Source organism: Pseudomonas sp. GL_091 (genome assembly GCF_057837725.1).
The window spans coordinates 542,134-565,568 of the sequence record NZ_CM174451.1 but is presented as its reverse complement, the minus strand read 5'-3'; the positions used below and the strand labels follow the sequence as shown (position 1 = coordinate 565,568).

The following is a 23,435-nucleotide window of genomic DNA, read 5'->3' as shown; positions in this document are numbered from 1 at the left end:
CAACAGGCATAAACGACAAAGGCCCCAATTAAGGGGCCTTTGTGTTTTACATCAACGACTTATCAAGCAAACGGATGACGCAGAACGATGGTTTCGTTGCGGTCCGGGCCCGTCGAAATAATGTCGATCGGCGCGCCGATCAGCTCTTCAACGCGCTTGATGTAAGCACGGGCGTTAGCTGGCAGCTCTTCCAGGGTTTTGGCACCCACGGTCGACTCGGTCCAGCCCGGCACTTCTTCGTACACAGGCTGCAGGCCCACGTAGCTGTCAGCATCAGTCGGGGCAACGGCCTTGCCTTCTGCATCTTTGTAGCCGACGCAGATGTTGATTGTTTCCAGACCGTCGAGCACATCCAGCTTGGTCAGGCAGATGCCCGAGATGCTGTTCACATCGATAGCGCGACGCAGGATAACAGCGTCGAACCAGCCACAACGACGAGCGCGGCCAGTAGTCGCGCCGAACTCATGACCTTGTTTAGCCAGGTGCGCACCGACTTCGTCGAACAGCTCCGTCGGGAATGGACCCGAACCTACACGGGTGGTGTAAGCCTTGGTGATGCCCAGGATGTAGTCCAGGAACATCGGGCCAACACCCGAACCGGTAGCAACGCCGCCAGCAGTGGTGTTAGAGCTGGTCACGTACGGGTAGGTGCCGTGGTCGATGTCCAGCAACGAACCCTGGGCGCCTTCGAACATGATGTCTTTGCCAGCGCGACGCAGGTCGTGCAGCTCGGCAGTCACGTCCAGCATCAGCGGCTTGAGCAGCTCAGCGTATTCTTTGCATTCGGCCAGGGTCTTGTCGAATTCGATGGCTGGCTCTTTGTAGTAACCCACCAGCATGAAGTTGTGGTAATCCACCAGTTCACGCAGCTTGTCTTCAAAGCGCGGCATGTTGAGCAGGTCGCCCACACGCAGGCCACGACGTGCAACCTTGTCTTCGTAGGCCGGGCCGATGCCGCGACCGGTGGTACCGATCTTCAGCTCGCCACGGGCCTTTTCACGGGCCTGGTCCAGCGCAACGTGGAAGGACAGGATCAGCGGGCAGGACGGGCTGATACGCAGGCGCTCGCGCACCGGCACACCTTTTTCTTCCAGCTTGGTGATCTCGCGCAGCAGGGCGTCAGGTGCAACCACCACGCCGTTACCGATCAGGCACTGCACGCCTTCGCGCAGCACGCCCGACGGGATCAGGTGCAAGACAGTTTTTTCGCCGTCGATCACCAGAGTGTGACCAGCGTTGTGGCCACCCTGGTAGCGCACTACGGCGGCAGCATGTTCGGTCAGCAGATCAACGATCTTGCCTTTGCCCTCATCACCCCATTGGGTGCCCAGGACTACGACATTCTTACCCATAACACTTGTCCTCATTCGCGCAAACTTGGTGCCGGCGGCAGCCGGCGGGAAAACTCAAGAAGCCAGTGGCGATACTTGCCAAAGCCCGTTCTGCTGAATCAATTGCCGGTCGCAGTCCGCTTCACGGGCGGCGGCCAAAGGTTGTCCAGGCAAGGCCTGAACGACACGCTGACCCTCACTGCGCAACTGGCAAACCTGCTGCCAGAGTGCCGCATCCGTACTGTCAGGCATCCAGATACCGCCAGACGGTAGCTCGATCTCAGCACGCCCCAGGGTCACCAGGGTTTTCAAATCGGTGGAAAAGCCGGTCGCCGGACGGGCGCGACCGAAGTCGGCGCCGATGTCGTCGTAACGACCGCCCTGGGCAATGGACTGGCCAACACCCGGTACGAACACGGCGAACACCACACCGGTGTGGTAGTGGTAACCGCGCAGCTCGCCCAGGTCGAAATACAGCGGCAGCTCAGGGAAACGCACGGACAGCCGCTCGGCAATCGTCAGCAAGTCGTCCAGCGCTGCCAGAACAGGGGCCGGCGCCTTGGCCAGACGCTCGCGGGCCGCAGCCAGCACTTCTCGACCGCCACACAGGTCGACCAACGCGCGCAGCATGCCCGACAGATCGGCAGGCAAGCCCTCGGTCAAGGTAATGACCTCATCGATAGCCTTACGTTGCAAGGCATCGAACAACTGCTGCTCGACTTCACCGGACAAACCGGCGGCGCGGGCCAGGCCACGATAGATACCGACATGGCCGAGGTCCATGTGCACATCCGGAACATCAGCCAGTTGCAGCATGGCCAGCATCAGGCTGATGACTTCGACGTCGCTGCTCGGGCTGGCGTCGCCATACAACTCGGCACCCAGTTGAATCGGGCTGCGCGAGGACGACAAGGCACGAGGCTGAGCATGCAGCACGCTACCGGCATAGCACAGACGGCTCGGACCTTCGCGGCGCAGAGTATGCGCATCGATGCGCGCCACTTGCGGCGTGATGTCGGCACGGAAACCCATCTGACGGCCCGATTGCGGGTCGATGACCTTGAAGGTGCGCAAATCCAGGTCCTGGCCTGCGCCAGTCAGCAGGGATTCCAGGTACTCGATATGGGGAGTCACGACAAACTCGTAACCCCAGCTCTGGAACAGATCCAACACCTGACGACGCGCGACTTCAATACGCGCAGCTTCCGGTGGCAGTACTTCTTCGATGCCATCTGGCAGAAGCCAGCGGTCTACCGTTGCCATTACGCCTTCCCCTATCTCCGGGCGACCAGCCTGTCGGCGAGCCTTGAGTGAAGCAGAAAATGATCGGCTTGCGCACAAACCACGCGCATGAGCGACGGAGCGAAAAGCCCTTCTACCGGCTTCGCCAACCACTTTCCTCGAAAAACTGTCGAGCCAATCGGCCCGGCATCTGCTTTAAAACAGCAATCAAACATGCAGACGCAAAAAAGCCGGGAATTTCCCGGCTGCCGCATCATACACACGTTTTCCCAAAGGATCACCCGGCCAGAGGTTTTAGCCGCCCGGCGGGGGGATAAATCAGGTCAACGCCGTATCAAGGCTTGGCTTTTTCCAGGTAGTGGAAGAAGTCGCTGCTTGGGTCGAGGACCATGACGTCGGATTTGTTCGCGAAGCTTTCACGGTAGGCGCGCAGGCTACGGTAGAACGCGTAGAACTCCTGATCCTGACCGTAGGCCTTGGAGTAGATCGCAGCGGCCTGGGCATCGCCATCACCGCGAACCTCTTCGGATTCACGATAGGCTTCAGCCAGCAGCACGCGGCGTTGACGATCGGCGTCGGCACGGATGCCTTCGGCCAGCTCGTTACCCTTGGCGCGGTGCTCGCGAGCTTCACGCTCACGCTCGGTGCTCATACGTTCGAACACACTGCGGTTCACCTCTTTCGGCAGGTCGATGGTCTTGACCCGAACATCGACCACTTCGATGCCCAACTCTTTCTCGGCCATCTTGTTCAGCGAAGCCGTGATATCCGCCATCAGCGCATCGCGCTCACCCGACACCACTTCGTGCAGGGTGCGCTTACCGAACTGGTCACGCAGGCCCGATTCCAGACGACGGGACAGACGCTCGTCGGCGATCTGCTTGAGGCCGGAAGTCGCGGTGTAGTAACGCTCTGCGTCCTTCACGCGCCACTTGGCGTAGGCATCCACCATCACGGCTTTCTTTTCCAGCGTCAGGAAGCGTTGTGTCGGTGCATCCAGCGTCATCAGACGTGCGTCGAATTTACGCACCTGGTTAACGTAAGGCACTTTCACATGCAGGCCTGGCTGAACATCGGTCTGGACCACGCGACCGAACTGCAGCAACACCGCACGCTCGGTCTGAGCCACGATGTAGAAGCAGTTCCAGGCAGCGATCGCCACGACGACGCCGACAATAAGGGCGATCAGCGATTTATTGCTCATCAGCGACTCTCCCTGGTACGTGCTTGCTGTTGCTGCAGATCAGCTGCCGCACGCGCATTCGCTTCATTGCCGGTGGCTGCCGCACTGGTCACCGGAGTGCCGGTGTTGCGACCACTTTCGACCATCTTGTCCAGAGGCAGGTACAACAGGTTGCTCTGGCCATTCTTGTTGCCGGTCACGAGAACCTTGCTGGTGTTGCTGAAGACTTCCTGCATGGTGTCCAGGTACAGACGCTGGCGGGTGACTTCAGGGGCCTTGCGGTACTCGGCGACCAGTTTGGTGAAGCGATCGGCCTCACCCTTGGCGCGCGAGACGGTCTCGTCACGGTAACCATTGGCATCCTCAAGGATGCGCTGGGCCTGACCACGAGCTTCCGGCACGACGCCGTTGGCATAGGTTTCGGCCTGGTTACGCGAACGTTGCTCGTCTTCCCGGGCACGGATCACGTCATCGAAGGCTTCCTGGACTTCACGCGGTGCCGCTGCGCTCTGAACGTTGACCTGGGTGACGGTGATACCGGTGCGGTAGGTGTCCATGAAGCGCTGCAGACGCTCCTTGATCTCGCTGGCCATCAGTTCACGACCTTCGGTCAGGACCTGGTCCATCGCGGTGGAACCCACCACATGGCGCAAGGCGCTGTCGGTCGCGTGCTGCAGGCTGATTTCCGGCTGATCGACGCTCAGCACGAAGTCCTGCAGGTTGCTGATCTTGTACTGCACGGTCAGCGGCACTTCGACGATGTTCTCGTCTTCAGTCAGCATCTGGCCCTGCTTGGTGTAGGCACGCTCACGCGTGACGTTTTCCATGTACTTCCTGTCGATCGGCGGGAAGTAGATGTTCAGGCCCGGACCCACGGTTTCGTAGTACTTGCCCAAGCGCAGCACCACGGCTTGCTCCTGCTCGTCGACGACATAAACCGCGCTGTACAGCCAAACGGCGGCCAGCACGACCAGACCGATGCCGAGCAGGCCGCCAAAGCCGCCACTCTTGCCCGGACCACCGCCGTCGTCGCCACTACGTTTCTTACCACCACCGAACAAACCGTTCAGGCTTTCCTGCAGCTTTCGGAAGGCCTCGTCGAGATCCGGTGGTCCCTTGCGGTCGCCGTTGTTACGACGCTTGCCACCCCAAGGATCCTGATTATTCGAGTTGCCACCCGGCTCATTCCAAGCCATAGCGCTCTCCATCTGATAAAGCAAAGACGCACCCACGGCGCGCCGACCAATGCTACAGAATGCCTGTCACCACGACACAACCGCTTTCTCAGGCTTTTATTGCAAAGTGTGTTGCTCGATGAATTCCATCGGTTGCAAACCTTCGCGGCTCACCAGCCGATTCAATTCGGCTCGTGGCAAACGAACGGCCAGTAAACTGATACCTTCGTCATCGTGTTCTTCTTTCTGTACCGCACCAAGTTCGAAAAACTGCGCACGCAGTCGAGCAAATCGGTTCGGCAAGCGCAAGGTGCCAACAAACAACTCATCGCCAAGCAGCTCGGCCACGGCCTGCTTGAGCAGGTCAAGACCCGTACCATCTTTCGCCGAAAGCCAGACCCGCTGCGGTTTGCCTTCGGCATCGCGCTGGATCTGCGGCTCCACGCCCTCGAGCAAATCGAGTTTGTTATAGACCTCCAGGATCGGCAAGTCTTGAGCCCCGATCTCTCCGAGCACCACCATGACCTGTTCAATCTGGGCCATACGCTCGGGTTCATGGGAGTCGATCACGTGCAGCAACAGGTCGGAGTTGCTCGACTCTTCGAGCGTAGCCCGAAATGCCTCGACCAGCTTGTGCGGCAAGTGGCGAATGAAGCCCACGGTGTCAGCCAGCACGATCGGACCAAGGTCATCGAGCTCGAGTCGGCGCAAGGTCGGGTCGAGGGTGGCGAACAACTGGTCAGCCGCGAAGACGTCGGAATCGGTTACCGAGTTGAACAGCGTCGATTTGCCGGCGTTGGTATAACCCACCAGTGAAACCGTCGGAATGTCAGCCCGTTTGCGGCCGCGACGCGATTGCTCACGCTGGCTGCGGACCTTTTCCAGGCGTCCCTTGATCTGCCTCAGGCGAACCCGCAACAGGCGCCGGTCGGTTTCCAGCTGGGTTTCACCCGGACCGCGCAGGCCGATACCGCCTTTCTGCCGTTCAAGGTGAGTCCAGCCGCGAACCAGCCGCGTACTCATGTGCTCAAGCTGGGCCAGTTCGACCTGGAGCTTGCCTTCATGGGTGCGGGCGCGTTGAGCGAAGATATCGAGAATCAAACCCGTGCGGTCGATCACGCGACACTCGAAAATACGTTCGAGGTTACGTTCCTGACTGGGCGTGAGGATGTGATTGAAAATCACCAGATCGACCTGTTCGGCCTGGACCAAGTCGCGCAATTCTTCGACCTTGCCGCTGCTGATCAGGGTTTTGGCGGTTGGCCGATGACGCGGCACGTTGAAAAACGCGACGGTCTCGGCGCCAGCCGAAATAGCCAACTCCTGAAACTCCTGCGGATCTTCGCGCGCCTCAGGGTCCTGTCCATCCAAGTGAACGAGAATGGCTCGCTCACCACCACCGTGGCGCTCAAAGAACAAAGGAGACTCCTATCAGGCGTTACCTGGCTCAGCGTCACCAGCTTCGGATTCGGTTGCGCTAGGCAGACGAATTGGACGAACCGGCACCACTGTAGAGATCGCGTGTTTGTAGACCATCTGGCTGACGGTGTTTTTCAGCAGGATAACGAACTGGTCGAAAGACTCGATCGTGCCTTGCAGTTTGATACCGTTGACCAGGTAGATGGACACCCCAACTTTCTCTTTACGTAAAGTATTCAAGTAAGGGTCTTGTAGCGAATGCCCTTTTGACATGTGCCGCACTCCTTTAAGGATTCAATATAAAAAAATAGGTAATCAGATGGCTTTGGCCGCCACACCCCCAAGGATAGACGGCAATTGCAAGGACTCAGCTCAATATGGAGATGGTCCCAAGGTATTTCAAGGCGCGCGGCAGATTGTCGCAATCCAGACTGTCCAGCCAATGCAGATCAGTCCAACTGCGCAGCCAGGTGAACTGGCGTTTCGCCAATTGGCGCGTGGCAATGATTCCACGCTCCTGCATCTCGGCTGACGTCAGCTTGCCATCCAGGTAGTCCCAGACTTGGCGGTAGCCTACTGCACGTATAGACGGCAACCCGGCATGCAGGTCACCTCTATTACGCAGGGCTACGACCTCGTCAATGAATCCCTGTTCCAACATTAAAGTGAATCTTTGTTTAATTCGCTCGTGCAGTACCTGGCGATTTGCCGGAGCAATGGCCAAGTTCGCGACAGTATAGGGCAATTGTTGCAGTCCCGAAGCGGCTGCTTCGGTACTTTGCGCAGATTGTTGCAATCGCAGGGCGGTCATGCTTTGACCGCTGACACGATAAACCTCCAGTGCTCGACTCAATCGCTGGGGATCGTTCGGGTGAATCCGCGCCGCAGACTCCGGATCGATCACCGCCAATTGTTCGTGCAAGGCTTGCCAGCCAAGGCGCGCAGCCTCTTCTTCGATTTGCGCGCGGACGTCGGGATCGGCCGCCGGCATATCCGCCAGACCTTCAACCAAAGCCTTGTAATAGAGCATGGTGCCGCCCACCAGCAACGGAATTTTTCCGCGCGCGGTGATATCGGCCATGGCTTCCAGGGCGTCTCGGCGGAAATCAGCAGCCGAATAGCTCTCGGCCGGGTCGAGAATATCGATCAGACGATGCGGATATTGCGCCAGCAGCTCTTTGGAAGGCTTGGCGGTGCCGATATCCATGCCACGGTATACAAGCGCCGAATCAACGCTGATCAACTCGCAAGGCAGGACCTTGGTGAGTTCGATGGCCAGGTCGGTCTTGCCGGCGGCGGTCGGGCCCATCAGGAAAATCGCAGGTGGGAACTGGCTCATCAACGACCGCGCAAGAACAGTTTGTCCAGATCGTCCAGGCCCAGTTGGGTCCAGGTCGGTCGGCCATGGTTGCATTGACCGCTGCGCTCGGTGTTTTCCATGTCACGCAGCAGACCGTTCATTTCCGGCAGGGCCAGGCGTCGATTTGCCCGGACCGCACCGTGGCAGGCCATGGTCCCGAGCAATTCGTTCAGGTGCGCCTGAATGCGGTCGCTGGTGCCGAACTCCATCAGATCAGCCAGGACGTCGGCGACCAGCCGGTTGGCTTCGGCCTGCTTGAGCAGTGCCGGGATCTGCCGGATAGCCAGGGTTTCCGGGCCCAGGCGCTGCAATTCAAAGCCCAGGCGCTGGAACCAGGCGACATGCTCCTCGGCGCAATCGGCTTCACGCTGACTGACGGCCAGGGACTCCGGCACCAGCAATGGTTGGCCGCTCAGGCCCTCGCTGGCCATCGCCACTTTCAGGCGCTCGTACATGATCCGCTCGTGGGCGGCGTGCATGTCCACCAGCACCAGGCCTTGGGCGTTTTCGGAAAGAATGTAGATGCCCTTGAGTTGTGCCAGCGCATAACCCAGCGGCGGGATGTCGTCCTGCCCTACCGGCAGCGCGACAGCATTGGCCTCGGGCAGCGGCGCAAAAAACTCGCGATAGGCGGCCTGCGCTTCGGCGACAGGCACACCGGACTGCGGACGCGGCGTGTACTGATATTGATAACCCGCGCCAGAACCCGAGCCCGCCGGCGCATTGAACGACGGCTGAGCCTGAGGCTGTTCCAGCAACGCATTGGCGGCCAGGCGCATTTCGCCCTGAGGTCCGAATTCACCAGCTTCGAGGCCGGTAGGCCGGACGATGGCCGTGGCAACCGGCGCCGCCAGTTGATCGTCGGGGCGCACATCGCCCAAGGCGCGGTGCAGGGTGCCGTAGAGGAAATCGTGAACCATGCGCCCTTCACGGAAGCGCACTTCGTGCTTGGTCGGGTGCACGTTGACGTCGACGCCGGTCGGATCGACTTCGAAAAACAGCACGAAGGTCGGGTGTCGACCGTTGAACAGCACGTCGCGATAGGCCTGGCGCACCGCGTGGGCCACCAGCTTGTCGCGCACGGCACGGCCATTGACGAAGAAATACTGCAAATCCGCCTGGCTGCGGTTGAAGGTCGGCAGACCGACCCAGCCCCACAGGTGCAAGCCATTGCGCTCGATTTCGATCGGCAGCGCCTGCTCCAGGAAACCCGGCCCGCAGATCGCCGCCACGCGCCGGGCACGGGCCGCATCATCATGGGCCTCGTGCAGGCTGAGGATGGTCTTGCCGTTGTGGCGCAGATGGAACGCCACATCGAAGCGCGCCAGGGCCAGACGCCTGATCACTTCTTGCAGGTGATCGAATTCGGTTTTTTCGGTCTTGAGAAACTTGCGCCGTGCCGGCGTGTTGAAGAACAGGTCGCGCACTTCCACCGAAGTGCCCACCGGGTGGGCCGCAGGCTGCACGCGGGGCGCCATGTCCCGACCTTCGGTCTCGACCTGCCAGGCCTGATCGGCGTCGCGGGTGCGGGAGGTCAGGGTCAGGCGCGCGACGGAGCTGATCGATGCCAGGGCCTCGCCGCGAAACCCCAGGCTCATGACCTGTTCGAGGTCTTCCAGGTTGCGGATCTTGCTGGTGGCGTGACGGGCCAGGGCCAGCGGCAGGTCATCGGCGGAAATGCCGCTGCCATCGTCACGCACCCGCAGCAATTTGACGCCGCCCTGCTCCACATCGACATCGATGCGTCTGGCACCGGAGTCAAGGCTGTTTTCCAGCAGCTCCTTGATCACCGAAGCCGGGCGCTCGACCACCTCACCCGCGGCAATCTGGTTCGCCAGTCGCGGGCTGAGCAGCTCGATGCGAGCACCACTGTTCACGACCTGATTCATTCTTTGGCCGCCAGTTCAGTGCCCGGAATAGTCAGGTGCTGACCGATCTTGAGCTCATCGCTCGACAGGTTGTTGGCGCTGCGCAGGGTCGCGGGCGATACCTGATAGCGCACGGCGATCATCGCCAAGGTCTCGCCCGGGTTGACGCGGTGGTCACGCGGCCCCTGCACAATCTTGCCGGAGTCGCGCAGCCAGGCAATGTAAGTGCCCGGCGGCGGGTTCTGCTGGAAGAACTGGCGCACGCCGCTGCTGATCGAACGCGCCAGCGCCTGCTGGTGGCTCGACGCGGCAAGCTTAGAGGCTTCGTCAGCGTTGGAGATAAACCCGGTTTCCACCAGGATCGACGGAATATCCGGCGATTTCAGCACCATGAACCCGGCCTGCTCGACCCGCTGCTTGTGCAGGGGCGTAACCCGGCCTATGTTGCTCAACACCTTCTGGCCAACGTTCAGGCTAGACGTCAGGGATGCCGTCATCGACAGGTCGAGCAGCACGCCGGCGAGCATGCGGTCCTTGTCATCGAGGCTGACGTTGCCGGCACCACCGATCAGGTCGGAACGGTTTTCGCTGTCGGCCAGCCAGCGGGCGGTCTCAGAAGTCGCGCCGCGATCGGACAGGGCAAATACCGAGGCACCGAAAGCAGCGGCAGAAGGCGCGGCGTCGGCGTGGATCGAGACGAACAGGTCGGCGCCTTTCTTGCGGGCGATTTCGGTACGGCCGCGCAACGGAATGAAGTAGTCGCCGGTACGGGTCAGTTCGGCGCGGAAGCCTTTCATGCCGTTGACCTGCCGTTGCAGTTCACGGGCGATGGCCAGTACCACGTCTTTTTCGCGCTGACCACGAGAGCCCGAGGCGCCCGGGTCTTCGCCGCCGTGACCGGCGTCGATCACCACAATGATGTCTCGCTTGCCGGCCGGAGCCGGCGGCAGCTTGATTGCCGGCTCAGCAGGCGTGACCGGCACGGCGGGCACCGTGGCGACCGACGGTGTCGGCGCTGGCGGAGGCGCAGCATCTGCGGCGTTATCGAACAGATCGACCACCAACCGGTTGCCGTACTGGGCGTTCGGCGCCAGGGAGAAGCTTTTCGGCGTCACGGCCTTTTTCAGGTCGATGACCACCCGCAGGTCGGTCGGCGTGCGTTGAGCCGAGCGCATGGCGGTAATCGGGGTGTTCGAGGTGTTGACGTTGAGCGGCGCACCGAGGGTCGCGCCATTGATGTCGATGACCAGGCGATCCGGAGCCGTCAGGGTAAAGACGCTGTGTTGCACCGGACCGGTCAGGTCAAACACCAGTCGCGTGTTGTCCGGTGCCCGCCACAGACGAACACTGTTGACCTTCGAATCGGCCACAGCGTCGACGGTCACCGCCAAAAACAACACCCCTACGGCAGCCACCAACGCGCGAAAGCGCATACCTAACCCCATCATCTATTTGGATTCCAATGCCAAAGCGGCACACCAGGCCTCGCCACGCGAGCCCTGGGATAAAATTTTCAGCGAACGCCCGCTGTCTTGCGGGCTAATGGTAATGGTCAGGTCAGGCTTTGGCAAAAAGCCTGCACCTTTATCGGGCCATTCGATCAGACACAGGGCATCGTCTTCGAAGTAGTCGCGGATACCGAGGAACTCCAGCTCTTCCGGATCGACCAGACGGTACAAATCGAAATGGAAGGCGCGAATGTCGCCGATCTCGTAGGGCTCAACCAGGGTGAAGGTCGGGCTTTTGACTGCCCCGACATGCCCAAAGCCGCGGATGATGCCTCGGGACAGCGTGGTTTTGCCCATCCCCAGGTTGCCCTCAAGGAAGATCAGGCCATGGCCTTGGGTGATTCGGGCAATGCGTGCGCCAAAGTCGCTCATGGCCTGCTCATCGGCCAGGTACAGGGTTACTTCAGACACGGTGCTTGCTCCTCCAACAACTGACGAATGGCTGGAATCAAATCACTGGCCGCCAGCCCACGGCCGAATTTTCCTTGTTGCTCGCCGGCATTGGCGTGCAGCCAGACCGCCAGGCATGCTGCGTCGAATGGCTCCATGCCCTGGGCCAGCAATGCGCCGACCAGACCGGCCAGTACATCGCCCAAACCAGCGGTGGCCATGGCCGGGTGCCCCTGATGACACAGCGCCAGACGCCCATCAGGATGGGCGATCAGGCTGCCGGCACCTTTCAGGACGACGACAGCTGTATATTTTTTGCTCAAGGCATGGGCTGCGGCGGGACGGTCAGACTGAACGTCGGCAGTGCTCACCCCTAGCAAACGCGCCGCTTCGCCCGGATGCGGAGTGATCACGCAATTGCCGGGCAAACTCACACGCTCCTCGGCCAACATGTTCAGCGCATCGGCGTCCCAGACTTGCGGCAGCGGTGCATTGGCAGCGGCCGACAACAAGCTGCGCCCCCAGCCAGCCTGCCCCAGCCCCGGACCGACAACCAACACGGAAACTTTTTGCAGCAAAACCATCAGCTGATTGGCCGACGAAGTGCCCAGCACCATCGCCTCGGGGATCCGCGCCAGCGCGGCGGACACGTGTTCGCTGCGGGTCGCCACCGACACCATGCCCGCCCCGCTGCGCAGCGCACTTTGCGCGCTCAGCAGGATCGCGCCACCCAACCCGCGGTCGCCACCGATCAGCAACACATGGCCGAATTTACCTTTGTGGGAAGCCTGTGCCCGCGCCGCTGGACGCGGCAGGTTAGCAGCGGTTAGGCGACGGGCGGTGAAAGCAGCGCCTTCTATCAGCTGTGGGTCCGCGTGCAAGTCGTTGAACCGCAGTTCACCGACCACATTGGCCGCCTCGCCGGTGAACAACCCCACCTTCAAGCCAATGAACGTGACCGTCAGGTCGGCATGCACGGCACGACCAAGGATGCGGCCCGTATCAGCGCACAACCCTGACGGAATATCCACCGCCGCAACCGGCAGCCCGCTGGCATTGACCGCGCCGATGGCGCTGGCATATGGATCACGCACGTCACCGCTCAAACCTGTGCCAAGCAAAGCATCCAGCACAATACCGCGCAATCCGGATTGTGCCGTCCAGGGCTCGATGAGCACGCTTTCGGACACCGCCTCGGCATGGGCCAACGCCGCATCGCCCTGCAAGCGCTGCGGATCCCCCACCGCCAGCACCCGCACCGACCAACCGGCACGCTGGGCCAGCACTGCCACCAGATACCCGTCCCCGGCGTTGTTGCCATGACCGGCCAGCACGCTCAGTTCGTTCACCGTGGGCCATTGCCGCACCAGCGCCCGCCACGTCGCCCGCGCCGCGCGCTGCATCAATTCGAAGCCCGCCGTGCCGGCGGCGATCAGGCTCGCGTCGAGTGCTCGCACCTGGGCGGCGCTGTACAGCACGTCGGGTAATTCATCTTTAGTGTGCGGCATGCGTCTTCGGGCTCCGATGTCTGGCAGAATTATACGCACCTCAGCTCCGGTTTCTCTCGTCTCATGCCCGCTATTACCACAGACCTGCCCGCCCTCGCCCAATCCATCAAGGACTGGGGCCGCGAGCTGGGCTTCCAGCAAGTCGGCATCAGCGGCCTCGACCTGGCCGAGCATGAGCAGCACCTGGAACGCTGGCTCGAAGCCGGCTACCACGGCGAAATGGACTACATGGGCGCCCACGGCAGCAAACGCTCGCACCCGGAAGAGCTGGTGCCGGGCACGTTGCGCGTGGTTTCGCTGCGCATGGACTACCTGGCCGGCGACACCCAAATGGCGAAAGTGTTGGCCCAACCGGAAAAAGCCTACGTCTCCCGTTATGCCCTGGGTCGCGATTACCACAAGCTGATCCGCAAACGCGTGCAGCAACTGGCGGAAAAAATTCAGGCCGAGATCGGCCCGTTCGGCTTTCGTGCCTTCGTCGACAGCGCGCCGGTGCTGGAAAAAGCCATCGCCGAACAGGCGGGTCTTGGATGGATCGGCAAAAATACCCTGGTCTTGAATCGCAAGGCCGGCAGTTACTTTTTTCTCGCCGAACTGTTCGTCGACCTGCCGCTGCCGGTCGACCCGCCCCATGCCACCGAACATTGCGGGCGATGCAGCGCCTGCCTCGACATTTGTCCGACCAACGCCTTCGTCGGCCCCTATGTGCTGGATGCCCGACGCTGCATTTCCTACCTGACCATCGAACTCAAAGGCGCGCTCCCTGAAGACCTGCGGCCGCTGATCGGCAATCGGGTGTTCGGTTGTGATGACTGCCAGATCGTCTGCCCCTGGAACCGCTTCGCCCGCCCGTCCGGTGAAAGCGACTTCAAGCCGCGGCACAACTTGGACAATGCCGGGCTGGCGGAACTGTTCATGTGGGATGAAGAGAAATTCCTGAGCAGCACCGAAGGCTCGCCATTGCGCCGGACGGGCTATGAAAACTGGTTGCGCAACCTGGCGGTGGGCTTGGGTAATGCGCCTTCAACGATTCCGGTGCTGGAAGCGCTGAAGGCGCGACGGGAGTATCCGTCGGAGCTGGTCAGGGAGCATGTCGAGTGGGCGTTGCGGCAACACGCCGAACGTCAGGCTTCGTCGTTGTAGACGAACTTGGGCATTTCCCAATGAAAACGGATCGCCAGCAAGCGCAGCAGAAAACCGCCGAACAAGGTGATCAGAATCGATTGTTCATCGGGTAATTGCAGATAGATGCAGAGCATGTAGCACCACGCTGCCGCAAACGAGACGCTGGCATAGAGCTCACGCCGGAAGATCAGCGGAATATCGTTGCAGAAGATGTCCCGCAGGATGCCGCCGAAGACGCCGGTGATCACGCCACTGACCGATGCCACCAACATGCCATGGCCCATTTCCAGGGCGGTGATGCAGCCGATCAGGGTAAATGCTACGAGCCCCATGGCATCGAGTACCAGGAAAAGTGAACGCAAATGGCGCATCCAGCGCGCCGTGAACACCGTAATCATCGCGGCAACAGACGTCAGCACCAGGTATTCCGGGTGTTTGACCCAGGTCAGCGGGTAGTGCCCAAGCAACACGTCGCGTACCGAACCGCCACCCAGCGCCGTGACACAAGCGATCAACACCACACCGAACCAGTCCATGCCACGACGGCCGGCAGACAGGGCGCCGGTCATGGCTTCGGTGGTGATGGCGATCAGGTAGAGCATCAGCAGCATGGGGCGGTCCTTGCAGAAAAGGCGCGCAGTCTACTGACTTCGCTGGAGCACCAAAAGAGGGCAGACACACCCTGTGGCGAGGGAGCTTGCTCCCGTCCGGCTGCGAAGCAGTCGTAAACCAGCGCGCGCGGCTTGCCTGATAGAACACGCTGGCTGGTTTAGGGCCGCTGCGCGCCCCAACGGGGCGGTGCGGCGTTCCGACAAGCCCCCTCGCCACAGAAGCCCTCGCCGGGCATCTTCAAGCCTTGATGAAATGCTTGCGGTAGTGCTGCAATTCAGCGATCGATTCGCGGATGTCGTCCAGTGCCAGGTGGGTGCTGCCCTTCTTGAAGCTGTCACGCACATCCGGTGCCCAGCGCGCAGCCAGCTCTTTGAGCGTGGACACGTCGAGGTTGCGGTAGTGGAAATAGCTTTCCAAAGATTTCATGTGGGTATAAAGGAAGCGACGGTCCTGGCAGATGCTGTTGCCGCAAATCGGCGACTTGCCCTTCGGCACCCACTTTTCCAGGAAGGCGATGGTTTCGGCTTCGGCTTCGGCCATGCTGATGCGGCTGTCGCGAACCCGCTGGGTCAGCCCGGAACCGCCGTGCTGACGGGTGTTCCACTCGTCCATGCCGGCGAGGATTTCGTCGCTGTGGTGAATGGCGATCACCGGGCCTTCGGCCAGGGTGTTCAGGTCACTGTCGGTGACGATGGTGGCCATTTCGATGATGACATCGGTGTCCGGGTTCAGACCGGTCATTTCCAGGTCGATCCAGATCAGGTTCTGTGGGTTTTGCATGTTTGGCTCCTAGGCAATGCTGCGCAGTTTAGCCTAGGCCGGTGGCCGGGCGTGCTAAACTCGCGGCCGTTTTACCTAATCGCTGCATTCTTGATACGGAACACCCATGGCCAAACGCCAACTCAATCGTCGTCAAAACTGGCGCATCGAAAAGATTCAGGGCGAACGCGCTGCCCGCGCCGCCAAACGCGAGTCCTCGGCCGTCGAGGCGCTTGAGGGCGGCGATCTGGGCCCGGAACAGCACGGTCTGGTGATCGCGCACTTCGGCGTGCAGGTCGAGGTCGAGGCCCGCGACGGCGAACTGGCCGGCCAGGTATTCCGTTGCCACCTGCGTGCCAACCTGCCGGCGCTGGTGACCGGCGATCAGGTGGTGTGGCGTGCCGGCAACCAGGGCATCGGCGTGATCGTGGCGCAACTGCCGCGCAACACCGAGCTGTGTCGCCCGGACAGCCGTGGTCAGCTCAAGCCGGTTGCGGCCAACGTCGACATGATCGTCATCGTGTTTGCACCGCTGCCCGAGCCCCACGCCAACCTGATCGACCGCTATCTGGTGGCGGCCGAGCATGCGGGCATCAAGCCGTTGTTGCTGCTGAACAAATTCGACCTGATCGACGAAAACAACGCTCCTGCGCTGAATGCCTTGCTCGCCGTATACCGCACCCTCGGCTATCCGGTGCTGGAAGTGTCGGCGCACCACGGCAACGGCATGGAGCAATTGCAGACGCAACTGGACGGACGCATCAGCGTATTCGTCGGCCAGTCCGGTGTCGGCAAGTCATCGCTGGTCAACAGCCTGCTGCCGGATGTCGAAGCCCGTGTCGGCCCGTTGTCCGAGCTGTCCGGCCAGGGCACCCATACCACCACCACCGCGCGCTTGTTCCACTTCCCCGGTGGCGGTGAGTTGATCGACTCCCCGGGTATCCGCGAATTCGGCCTGGGCCACGTCAGCCGTGCCGACGTCGAAGCCGGCTTCATCGAGTTCAACGACCTGCTTGGCACCTGCCGCTTCCGTGACTGCAAGCATGATCGCGAACCCGGCTGCGCCCTGCTCAAGGCCCTTGAAGACGGCCGCGTGCAGCAGCAACGGATGAACAGTTACCGCTCGATCATCGCCAGCCTGCCGGAAAACGGCTACTAAACAGACGTGCCGACCGCCCTGCTTTCAGCGGGGCGGCCGGCGGCTGGATCTTTCCCCGCTTAAATATCAGACTTTTCTGTAAGGCGTGCGCACGCTCGCTTGTAGGAGATTTCTCTTTACGCGCCGACACCTTGTGGCCGCCCTGTAATCGCCTAAGTTCAAACCCTCTTCGCACTCCTGCGACACCGAGGGACACCCATGCAAACCTACCACCTGTTCATCAGCCACTCGTGGAACTACCCCGACGCCCACGACAATCTCGTGCGCCTGCTCAACGCCAAGCCCGGTTTCACCTACAAGAATTTTTCGGTGCCACCGGACAACCCGATTGTCGACGCGAAAACCGACAAACAACTTGAGGAGGCCATCGAAAACAAGATCCGCCCGTGTTCGGCGGTATTGATCATGGCCGGGATGTACTCCACCTACAGCAAGTGGATCAACAAGGAAATCGAGATCGCCCAGCGCATGGGCAAGGTGATCATTGCGATCAAGCCGTTCGGTGCCGAGCGCATTTCCACGGCGGTACGTGACGCGGCACATGCCGAATGTGCGTGGAACACCAACAGCATCATCGATGCGATTCGCCAGCATACGGCGGTGTAACCATGCGCAAGGGACTGTTTATCGGCATCAACGACTACACCCATGTATCGCGCCTGAGCGGTTGCAGCAATGACGCCATGGCCATGGCCTCCGTGCTGAAGACTGACGCCAATGGCGATCCGAACTTCAAGAACATCGTACTGACCTCTGCCGAGGACTACCTGAGCCGGGAAAAACTCGAAGAGCAGATCCGCGAGCTGTTTGCCGGGGACTGCAATGTCGCGCTGCTGTATTTCGCCGGCCACGGCAGTTTCGACACCGACACCGACGAAGGCATGTTGATCCCGCAGGATTACAAGAGCGCCAAGGACGGGATTCGCCTCAGCGACATTCTCAACTGGGCGAGCAAAGCCACGAAGATCAAAAACAAAGTGATCATTCTCGATTGTTGCCAGAGCGGCTCGGCCGGCGAACTGCGCGCCTTGCGCAGTGAAGGCAGCGTGGTCGGCGAAGGCATGACCATTCTGACTGCCTGCAAAAAGGAAGAGCCGGCGATGGAAGGCGTGCAGCACGGTGTGTTCACCGGATTGTTGCTCCAGGCCCTGCATGGTGGAGCCGCGAACATCCTGGGCAAGATCACCCCCGGCAGCCTTTATTCGTTTGTCGACAATGCCCTCGACGCCTGGGAACAGCGTCCGGTGTTCAAGACCAACGTCTCGCAGTTCATTTCCCTGCGCGAAGTGTCGCCGCTGATCCCCAAGGAAATCCTGCGCAAACTCCCCGAATGGTTTGCCGAAGCGGAGTCGGTATACCCCCTCGCCCCCAGCTTTGAGCCCACCGAACCCGAGTTCAACCCTGAACACGGCGAAGTCTTCGCCCAACTGCAAAAGTGCAACCGCCACAGCCTGGTCGAACCGGTGGACGCCGAACACATGTACTACGCCGCCATCCATTCCACCGGCTGCCGCCTCACCGCCCTCGGCGCCTATTACCGCGAACTCGCGATCAAGGGACATTTCTGATGCCAGTGTTTATCAGCTACCGCCACATGGATCGCGCCCACGCGGTCAAAATCAACGGGCGCCTGATCCAGGCCAATATCAAGACCTACCTCGACGTACTGGATATCGAATCCCAGACCACCGATGACATCACCGGGGTGATCACCCGCAACATCAGCGAATGCACGCACCTGCTGGCGGTGGTGTCGGAGAAAACCGCGCTGTCCTGGTGGGTGCCGTTCGAAATCGGCGAGGCGACTATCACTAATCGGCGTATCTGCTCGTTCAAGACCGGCCCGACAGAGCTGCCGTTGTACCTAGATAAATGGCCGAAGCTGATCAGCGACCGGGACATCGACTTCTTTATCGATGCCTATCGCAACGAAGCGACACTCAAGCGCTCGATGTCACTGGAATCAGTGACCGGCAGCGAGTCGGCGCGCAGCGTCAACAAATCCAATGCGGATCGCTTTCACGCCGATCTCAAATCCCGAATCACCCGCGGCTTTTAACGTAGAAAACGCCGACAAAAAAGCCGACATCGCTGTCGGCTTTTTTGTGGGTCATGCAGACCAATCACTCGACACCCGAGGGAATCGATTCACTATTGCCAATTCAGTTAGTCTGGTAAGACTCAAACTCAACCATCGGTTGAATCATCTGCAGGAAGCTTGGTCGCCTGTTTCGCAAGATTTTTCTCTTCGGATTTCACGCGACGTTCAAGCTTTCTTATGTCCTCTTCAGCGGGAAGCTCCTCGGGCTTGATGCCGCGCTGTTCCAACATATCTCGGACGCTCAAATTATTCTGGACATGCTCCTTGGCAATGGCCGGCTCGCCTTGCAAGTCCACCTGTAGCACGTTGTGATTAGTTATCTCATTAGCCAGGTTTTTGGCAGCAATAGTCAGCGTTGGTAAAAAATCAGCCAATGGACGGCTCTTAACGATGCCATACGTGTCCTTCATCGCCTGCGTGGTCTTGCCGCCGAACAATGCTGCATCTCCTCGGGAGCGTATACGGGCAAATCCTTCATCATCTACACCACGTTCGTAGATGTTCTGCGAAAGCTCTTTCTCCGACTCACGCAACCGATCTCGAGCATCGAAGCGGGCTTGTAAGCGCATTCGGTCCTCGATCAACTCTTGCTTGCGCGTTTGGAGCGCGAAGTAACTCTGAGCAAATGCGATCTGTTGTTTACGCGGGTCTCCATTCTGGGCAATCAAGTAACAGGCATAACGAGTGAGCATGAAATCTTCGACAGGACGCTTACCACCTTTGCCCACCTCGATCATTTTCGTGACGTCACGAAAATGATCGGAAACCTCCACACCTGTAGCTTCACAAGAGGCTATGGCACGCCTGATGGCGGTCAAAAAATTATCCCAGCGTGCGTAACCCAAGGGGGCTTGCAACTCGCGAGCGAACCAGAATTCAATGCTTTCATCAGGCACGCGATGTACCAGCGCGTCGAAACGCTGTTGCAGCAGTGGTAGTGATTGATTGTCCATGGCAAATCCCGGGGCAGTCAGAGGGCGTCGATCTCGAAAGCTTTGCGACAGTAAATATCTGTCTGATAGTGAAGGGCAGATTTCCGACCGCATAGCCTCAAATGTGTGACAAAAAAGCCGCGAACATTGCGGCTTTCCTATTTTCAGCGTGCGGTCTTTTCTAGCTTCCAGCCCAGCGCATCCAACGCGTCACAGCCCTCCTGTATCAGTATGTGCGCAGCATTGGCGAAATGTTCCAAATCGTGACCCTCAGCATCTTTCACGCACAGGCAGGTGACACTGTTGAGCAGGTTGCGTGCGGCCTTGATTCGGTGGGTGGCGGTTTCAAGAAGATCGGAAGCTCGAGCTTCAGTGTCGATGTACAGCGTGCTCCCGACGCTGAAGTTGCTTTGGAGCGGGTGAAATTGGGACATGGTTTGAATTCCGTCTGAAAGATGAAACTCCCACCCTTTTCGCGGCTAATCGAATGGGGTGGCAGCTGTACGCGGGTTAGCCGACCGGTCAGAGATCGGCATAGGGGACGGCCTTGCCGTTCCCCTGCCACACCACCCGGCATGCGGGTCCGCACCGGGCGGTTCGAGAGATTGAGGTCAGGACAGACGCGGCAATCCCAGGCGGTCAAACCAAGCCAGATTCAGCACCCGATTCAACCCAAGACAGCTAGTACGCCACCAGCGGCGGGTGTTTCCCACTGCTCTTTGTGCATCATCCCTATTGGCGCCCAGCGCCTGCAGCTTTGTGAAAGCCGTCGTTCCGCGTTTCCATTGTTTCAGTTGAATAGCCCTTAGTCGGTGCCGTATCCATTCCTCCAGCAAACGCAGGATTTTCGGAGTTTGCGACAGACTGAAGTTCGCTTTCCAACCCAACAGATACCGGCGAAGGTCATCGACAACCCGCTGCATACTGCGGCCGCAGTTGCGCCGGGTAAGCTGGCGGATTCGCTGCTTGAACTGCTTCTGTGCTTTGTATGAAACCGCGCGCCTGACTTCGCCTCTTCTGGACCAGAACTCGTAGCCCAGAAACTTGCGGCCAAACGCACTCGCCACTGCACTTTTGCTCTCGTTGACGCTCAAGTGCAGCTTTTCATACAGGCGCCGGAGTAATGCCATTACTCGCTCGCCTGCCTTTTGGCTGCAAACATAAACGTTCGCATCGTCGGCATAGCGCACAAAGCAATGCCCTCGGCGTTCGAGCTCACGATCCACTTCGTCCAGCAGCACGTTCGCCAATAAGGGCGATAACGGGCCGCCTTGCGGCGCCCCGCAACGGCGCTTTTCAACCGCGCCATCCTTCATCGTTCCGGCGTCCAGATAAGCCCGGATCAGCCGGATAACCGGCTGCTCTGCAATCCGTTTGCTTAAACGATCAATCAGAATGTCGTGATCGACTCGATCAAAGAACTTTTCAAGATCCACATCCACCACGATTTGCCGGCCCGAGGATACATAGTGCTGTGCCGCGAGAATCGCGCTGTGAGCATTACGACCCGGACGAAAACCGTAGCTGTGTTCACTGAAGGTAGGATCAAGTAGAGGCTGCAAAACTTGCAGTAGTGCTTGCTGGATAAGGCGGTCGGTGACCGTCGGGATACCCAGCTCGCGTTCGCCGCCGTCGGGTTTTGGGATGACCACTTGGCGTACCGGGCTGGGCCGATACGCCCCTGACAACAATTGTTGGCGAATCCCAGCCCACTCTGTCAGCAAATGTTGAGCTGTCTGATCAATGTCCAGACCGTCGACACCCGCTGCACCTTTATTGGCTTTGACTCGCTTCCACGCTTGTTGCAGGTTTTCTCTCGCAAAGGCGCATTGCAGCAACCCTTGCCCTGCGCTTTCGGTATCACCTTGCGGGCAACATGCCTCGTCGCTGACAGGGAGATTCACGGCTTCACCGCTCTTTCTCCGCATCCGCCCCGCGTTTGGCAGGCATCTGACTTCCGGTCGTGTCGCATCAAGGTGGCCTACTACGCTCTCTCTCGTTCGGCCCTTCGTCTTAAAAAAAAAAAAGACTACTACGGCCTCTGCTGACTTCTCGCTCCGGCTTGCGCCGTCGCCCTTTCAGGCGCTAGGCGAGATCTCCCCAGGTAAGAACGCAATCCTTCACCGCACAACTGCCGAATCTACGTCGTCGCCCTTTTGACCACTAGAGCTTCGCGGTTATTCGCCCGCTCGCCCTGGCCGACTTCGCCTCATATTCGATTTTTGTACATCAGCTCGCGGCTTCGCTCCACGCTTCCTCCCCACACTCGGTCACCCTCATGCAGTTGCGCTTCACTTCGTTTGCTGTGGTCAACTTACGGTGGGACTTGCACCCACAAGATTGCGCCCATGCTGGGCGCACGAACCCGGTAGACCCGAAGGCGTCCCACGCACAGCCACCATAGACATATGTCAGGCAGCAAAAAGCGCCGCGATTATACGGGCGCTTGTGCATTCCTCTCAAACGACCGGCTAAAGTCGATCACCGATTCGTCGGCGACAGGCGAACTGTACCGAGGCCCCAAGCGAAGTAAAACCCGGTTTACGGGTCTCAGACCCGTCCTACACAATTCTCAGACCAAACCTCATTCCTTGAGTTTTCTCGCAATGCAGCGGATCTGAATTCATTCTTACAAACACAAAAAAGCCGACATCGCTGTCGGCTTTTTTGTCGGTCACTGCTTGGGCGGTTCAGCCGGTTTGGCTGGCTCACCCGGTTTCGGCGCCGGGTCATCAAACAAGTTCAGACGCTCACGCAGTTCGTGAGCCGGCAGCGGCTCCTTGTCCGCAGGCAACGCGTTCAGATCGACCGGTGCAGCCGGTGCAGCTTCCGGAGCAGCCGAACCTTGCGGCGCATCAGGAGCAGGTTCCGCACCTTGCGAACCTTCGATTGCACGCTGGGCTTTCTTGGTCAGCACCACGATGTCGATACGGCGGTTAACCGGGTTGAACGGATGCTCGCGATCGAACAAAGCCGACGAGGCATAGCCGACCACACGCGCCACCTGTGCATCCGGATAGCTGCCCGCTACCAGCGCACGCCGAGCTGCGTTGGCACGGTTTGCCGAAAGCTCCCAGTTACCGAAATCACCGGTGCCGGTGTACGGCTTGGCATCGGTGTGGCCGCTGATGCTGATCTTGTTTGGCACCGCCTTGATGGTGTCGGCCATGGCCAGCAGGATGTCTTCGAAATACGGCTTCAGACGGGCTGAACCCGAGTCGAACATCGGGCGGTTTTCCGCGTCCATGATCTGGATACGCAGGCCGTCCGGCGTGATTTCGAACAGGATCTGATCCTTGAACTTCTGCAGCTGCGGGTTTTCTTCGACCTTGTTCTGCAGCTCTTGCAGCAACAGTTCGAGGCGTTCTTTCTCGACCTGCTCGGCCATGCCTTCGACCTGGTCGGTATCGATGGTGACCTTGTCCGGCTGCGGCTGGGACTTCACCTCGGGGTTGAGGGTGTTTTCCGGCGCCAGGGTCGGCGTGCCGCCCAGATCGATGATGTATGGCGTACCGCTTTCGGAAAAGCCGATCGGGTCCTTGAAGTAACCGGCGATGGCAATCTTCTGTTCCGGCGTGGCGGTGGACAGCAGCCACAACACCAGAAAGAACGCCATCATCGCCGTGGCGAAGTCGGCGAAGGCGATTTTCCACGCGCCCCCGTGATGCCCGCCGGCGATGCGCTTGACGCGCTTGATGATTATCGGCTGGTTATTTTCCATGACCTAAGTGCTCTGTCTCACAAATACTGTTCCTTTTTGGCA

Annotated in this window: 22 protein-coding genes; 5 read left to right on the top strand and 17 right to left on the bottom strand. The window is 59.8% G+C overall.

Going from position 1 to position 23,435, the window contains the following annotated elements; genetic code table 11:
• Positions 1 to 62: 62 nt before the first annotated feature.
• The 11 genes from AC3ITY_RS02530 to AC3ITY_RS02480 all read right to left on the bottom strand — a co-directional run bounded on the left by AC3ITY_RS02530 (position 63) and on the right by AC3ITY_RS02480 (position 12,984).
• Positions 63 to 1,352, bottom strand: a complete 1,290-nt coding sequence (locus AC3ITY_RS02530; RefSeq protein ID WP_046039830.1) for an adenylosuccinate synthase — start codon at positions 1,350 to 1,352, stop codon at positions 63 to 65.
• Between the two features lie 54 nt (positions 1,353 to 1,406).
• The gene (locus AC3ITY_RS02525) at positions 1,407 to 2,594 is read right to left on the bottom strand and encodes an ATP phosphoribosyltransferase regulatory subunit (protein ID WP_489307454.1); all 1,188 of its coding nucleotides are present in this window, start codon (positions 2,592 to 2,594) and stop codon (positions 1,407 to 1,409) included.
• Positions 2,595 to 2,907: 313 nt separating this feature from the next.
• Positions 2,908 to 3,777: a protease modulator HflC gene (gene hflC, locus AC3ITY_RS02520; RefSeq protein ID WP_007973264.1), complete on the bottom strand. Its 870-nt coding sequence runs from the start codon at positions 3,775 to 3,777 to the stop codon at positions 2,908 to 2,910.
• Positions 3,777 to 4,952 carry an FtsH protease activity modulator HflK gene (gene hflK / locus AC3ITY_RS02515; protein ID WP_489307452.1) on the bottom strand — a complete coding sequence of 392 codons (1,176 nt, stop codon included), beginning with the start codon at positions 4,950 to 4,952 and terminating at the stop codon, positions 3,777 to 3,779. Before hflK ends, hflC begins: the two co-directional genes overlap by 1 nt.
• Positions 4,953 to 5,048: 96 nt before the next feature.
• Complete coding sequence (hflX, locus tag AC3ITY_RS02510; protein WP_489307451.1) at positions 5,049 to 6,350, bottom strand: ribosome rescue GTPase HflX; 1,302 nt, start codon at positions 6,348 to 6,350, stop codon at positions 5,049 to 5,051.
• 12 nt (positions 6,351 to 6,362) lie between these two features.
• On the bottom strand, positions 6,363 to 6,623 hold the full coding sequence (hfq, locus tag AC3ITY_RS02505) for an RNA chaperone Hfq (RefSeq protein ID WP_007902656.1): 261 nt from the start codon (positions 6,621 to 6,623) through the stop codon (positions 6,363 to 6,365).
• Between the two features lie 94 nt (positions 6,624 to 6,717).
• Positions 6,718 to 7,689, bottom strand: a complete 972-nt coding sequence (gene miaA, locus AC3ITY_RS02500; protein ID WP_489310758.1) for a tRNA (adenosine(37)-N6)-dimethylallyltransferase MiaA — start codon at positions 7,687 to 7,689, stop codon at positions 6,718 to 6,720.
• Entirely contained in the window at positions 7,689 to 9,599 is a 1,911-nt protein-coding gene (mutL, locus tag AC3ITY_RS02495; protein WP_489307450.1) for a DNA mismatch repair endonuclease MutL, read from the bottom strand. Before mutL ends, miaA begins: the two co-directional genes overlap by 1 nt.
• Positions 9,596 to 11,026, bottom strand: coding sequence for an N-acetylmuramoyl-L-alanine amidase (locus AC3ITY_RS02490; RefSeq protein ID WP_411741614.1), 1,431 nt, complete (start codon positions 11,024 to 11,026; stop codon positions 9,596 to 9,598). Before AC3ITY_RS02490 ends, mutL begins: the two co-directional genes overlap by 4 nt.
• Complete coding sequence (tsaE, locus tag AC3ITY_RS02485) at positions 11,027 to 11,497, bottom strand: tRNA (adenosine(37)-N6)-threonylcarbamoyltransferase complex ATPase subunit type 1 TsaE (protein ID WP_150727883.1); 471 nt, start codon at positions 11,495 to 11,497, stop codon at positions 11,027 to 11,029.
• Positions 11,485 to 12,984, bottom strand: a complete 1,500-nt coding sequence (locus AC3ITY_RS02480) for an NAD(P)H-hydrate dehydratase (protein ID WP_489307448.1) — start codon at positions 12,982 to 12,984, stop codon at positions 11,485 to 11,487. Before AC3ITY_RS02480 ends, tsaE begins: the two co-directional genes overlap by 13 nt.
• 63 nt (positions 12,985 to 13,047) lie before the next feature.
• Between AC3ITY_RS02480 and queG the strand changes: the two genes are divergently transcribed.
• A complete protein-coding gene (queG, locus tag AC3ITY_RS02475; protein ID WP_489307446.1) occupies positions 13,048 to 14,127 on the top strand; it encodes a tRNA epoxyqueuosine(34) reductase QueG in 1,080 nt (359 codons plus the stop codon).
• On the opposite strand, the gene AC3ITY_RS02470 is transcribed toward queG, so the two are convergent.
• The gene (locus AC3ITY_RS02470; RefSeq protein ID WP_150727886.1) at positions 14,109 to 14,720 is read right to left on the bottom strand and encodes a trimeric intracellular cation channel family protein; all 612 of its coding nucleotides are present in this window, start codon (positions 14,718 to 14,720) and stop codon (positions 14,109 to 14,111) included. The two genes, queG and AC3ITY_RS02470, sit on opposite strands and share 19 nt — an antisense overlap.
• Before the next feature lie 238 nt (positions 14,721 to 14,958).
• Positions 14,959 to 15,501 (bottom strand): oligoribonuclease, encoded by a 543-nt coding sequence (orn, locus tag AC3ITY_RS02465; protein ID WP_007983969.1) that lies wholly within the window; start codon positions 15,499 to 15,501, stop codon positions 14,959 to 14,961.
• 106 nt (positions 15,502 to 15,607) lie between these two features.
• Between orn and rsgA the strand changes: the two genes are divergently transcribed.
• From rsgA to AC3ITY_RS02445, 4 genes are all read left to right on the top strand, one after another.
• Positions 15,608 to 16,639, top strand: a complete 1,032-nt coding sequence (rsgA, locus tag AC3ITY_RS02460) for a small ribosomal subunit biogenesis GTPase RsgA (protein ID WP_489307443.1) — start codon at positions 15,608 to 15,610, stop codon at positions 16,637 to 16,639.
• Positions 16,640 to 16,837: 198 nt separating this feature from the next.
• Entirely contained in the window at positions 16,838 to 17,245 is a 408-nt protein-coding gene (locus AC3ITY_RS02455) for a TIR domain-containing protein (protein ID WP_489307442.1), read from the top strand.
• 2 nt (positions 17,246 to 17,247) lie between these two features.
• Positions 17,248 to 18,207, top strand: a complete 960-nt coding sequence (locus tag AC3ITY_RS02450) for a caspase family protein (RefSeq protein WP_489307441.1) — start codon at positions 17,248 to 17,250, stop codon at positions 18,205 to 18,207.
• Positions 18,207 to 18,698, top strand: coding sequence for a toll/interleukin-1 receptor domain-containing protein (locus tag AC3ITY_RS02445; protein ID WP_489307439.1), 492 nt, complete (start codon positions 18,207 to 18,209; stop codon positions 18,696 to 18,698). The genes AC3ITY_RS02450 and AC3ITY_RS02445 overlap by 1 nt, the downstream gene beginning before the upstream one ends.
• Before the next feature lie 128 nt (positions 18,699 to 18,826).
• On the opposite strand, the gene dinD is transcribed toward AC3ITY_RS02445, so the two are convergent.
• From dinD to motB, 4 genes are all read right to left on the bottom strand, one after another.
• Positions 18,827 to 19,693 carry a DNA damage-inducible protein D gene (gene dinD / locus AC3ITY_RS02440; RefSeq protein WP_489307438.1) on the bottom strand — a complete coding sequence of 289 codons (867 nt, stop codon included), beginning with the start codon at positions 19,691 to 19,693 and terminating at the stop codon, positions 18,827 to 18,829.
• Positions 19,694 to 19,836: 143 nt separating this feature from the next.
• Positions 19,837 to 20,106 (bottom strand): hypothetical protein, encoded by a 270-nt coding sequence (locus AC3ITY_RS02435; RefSeq protein WP_150727892.1) that lies wholly within the window; start codon positions 20,104 to 20,106, stop codon positions 19,837 to 19,839.
• A gap of 177 nt (positions 20,107 to 20,283) precedes the next feature.
• Complete coding sequence (gene ltrA / locus AC3ITY_RS02430) at positions 20,284 to 21,600, bottom strand: group II intron reverse transcriptase/maturase (RefSeq protein WP_489307437.1); 1,317 nt, start codon at positions 21,598 to 21,600, stop codon at positions 20,284 to 20,286.
• Between the two features lie 746 nt (positions 21,601 to 22,346).
• Positions 22,347 to 23,393 (bottom strand): flagellar motor protein MotB, encoded by a 1,047-nt coding sequence (motB, locus tag AC3ITY_RS02425; RefSeq protein ID WP_489307436.1) that lies wholly within the window; start codon positions 23,391 to 23,393, stop codon positions 22,347 to 22,349.
• Positions 23,394 to 23,435: the final 42 nt, after the last annotated feature.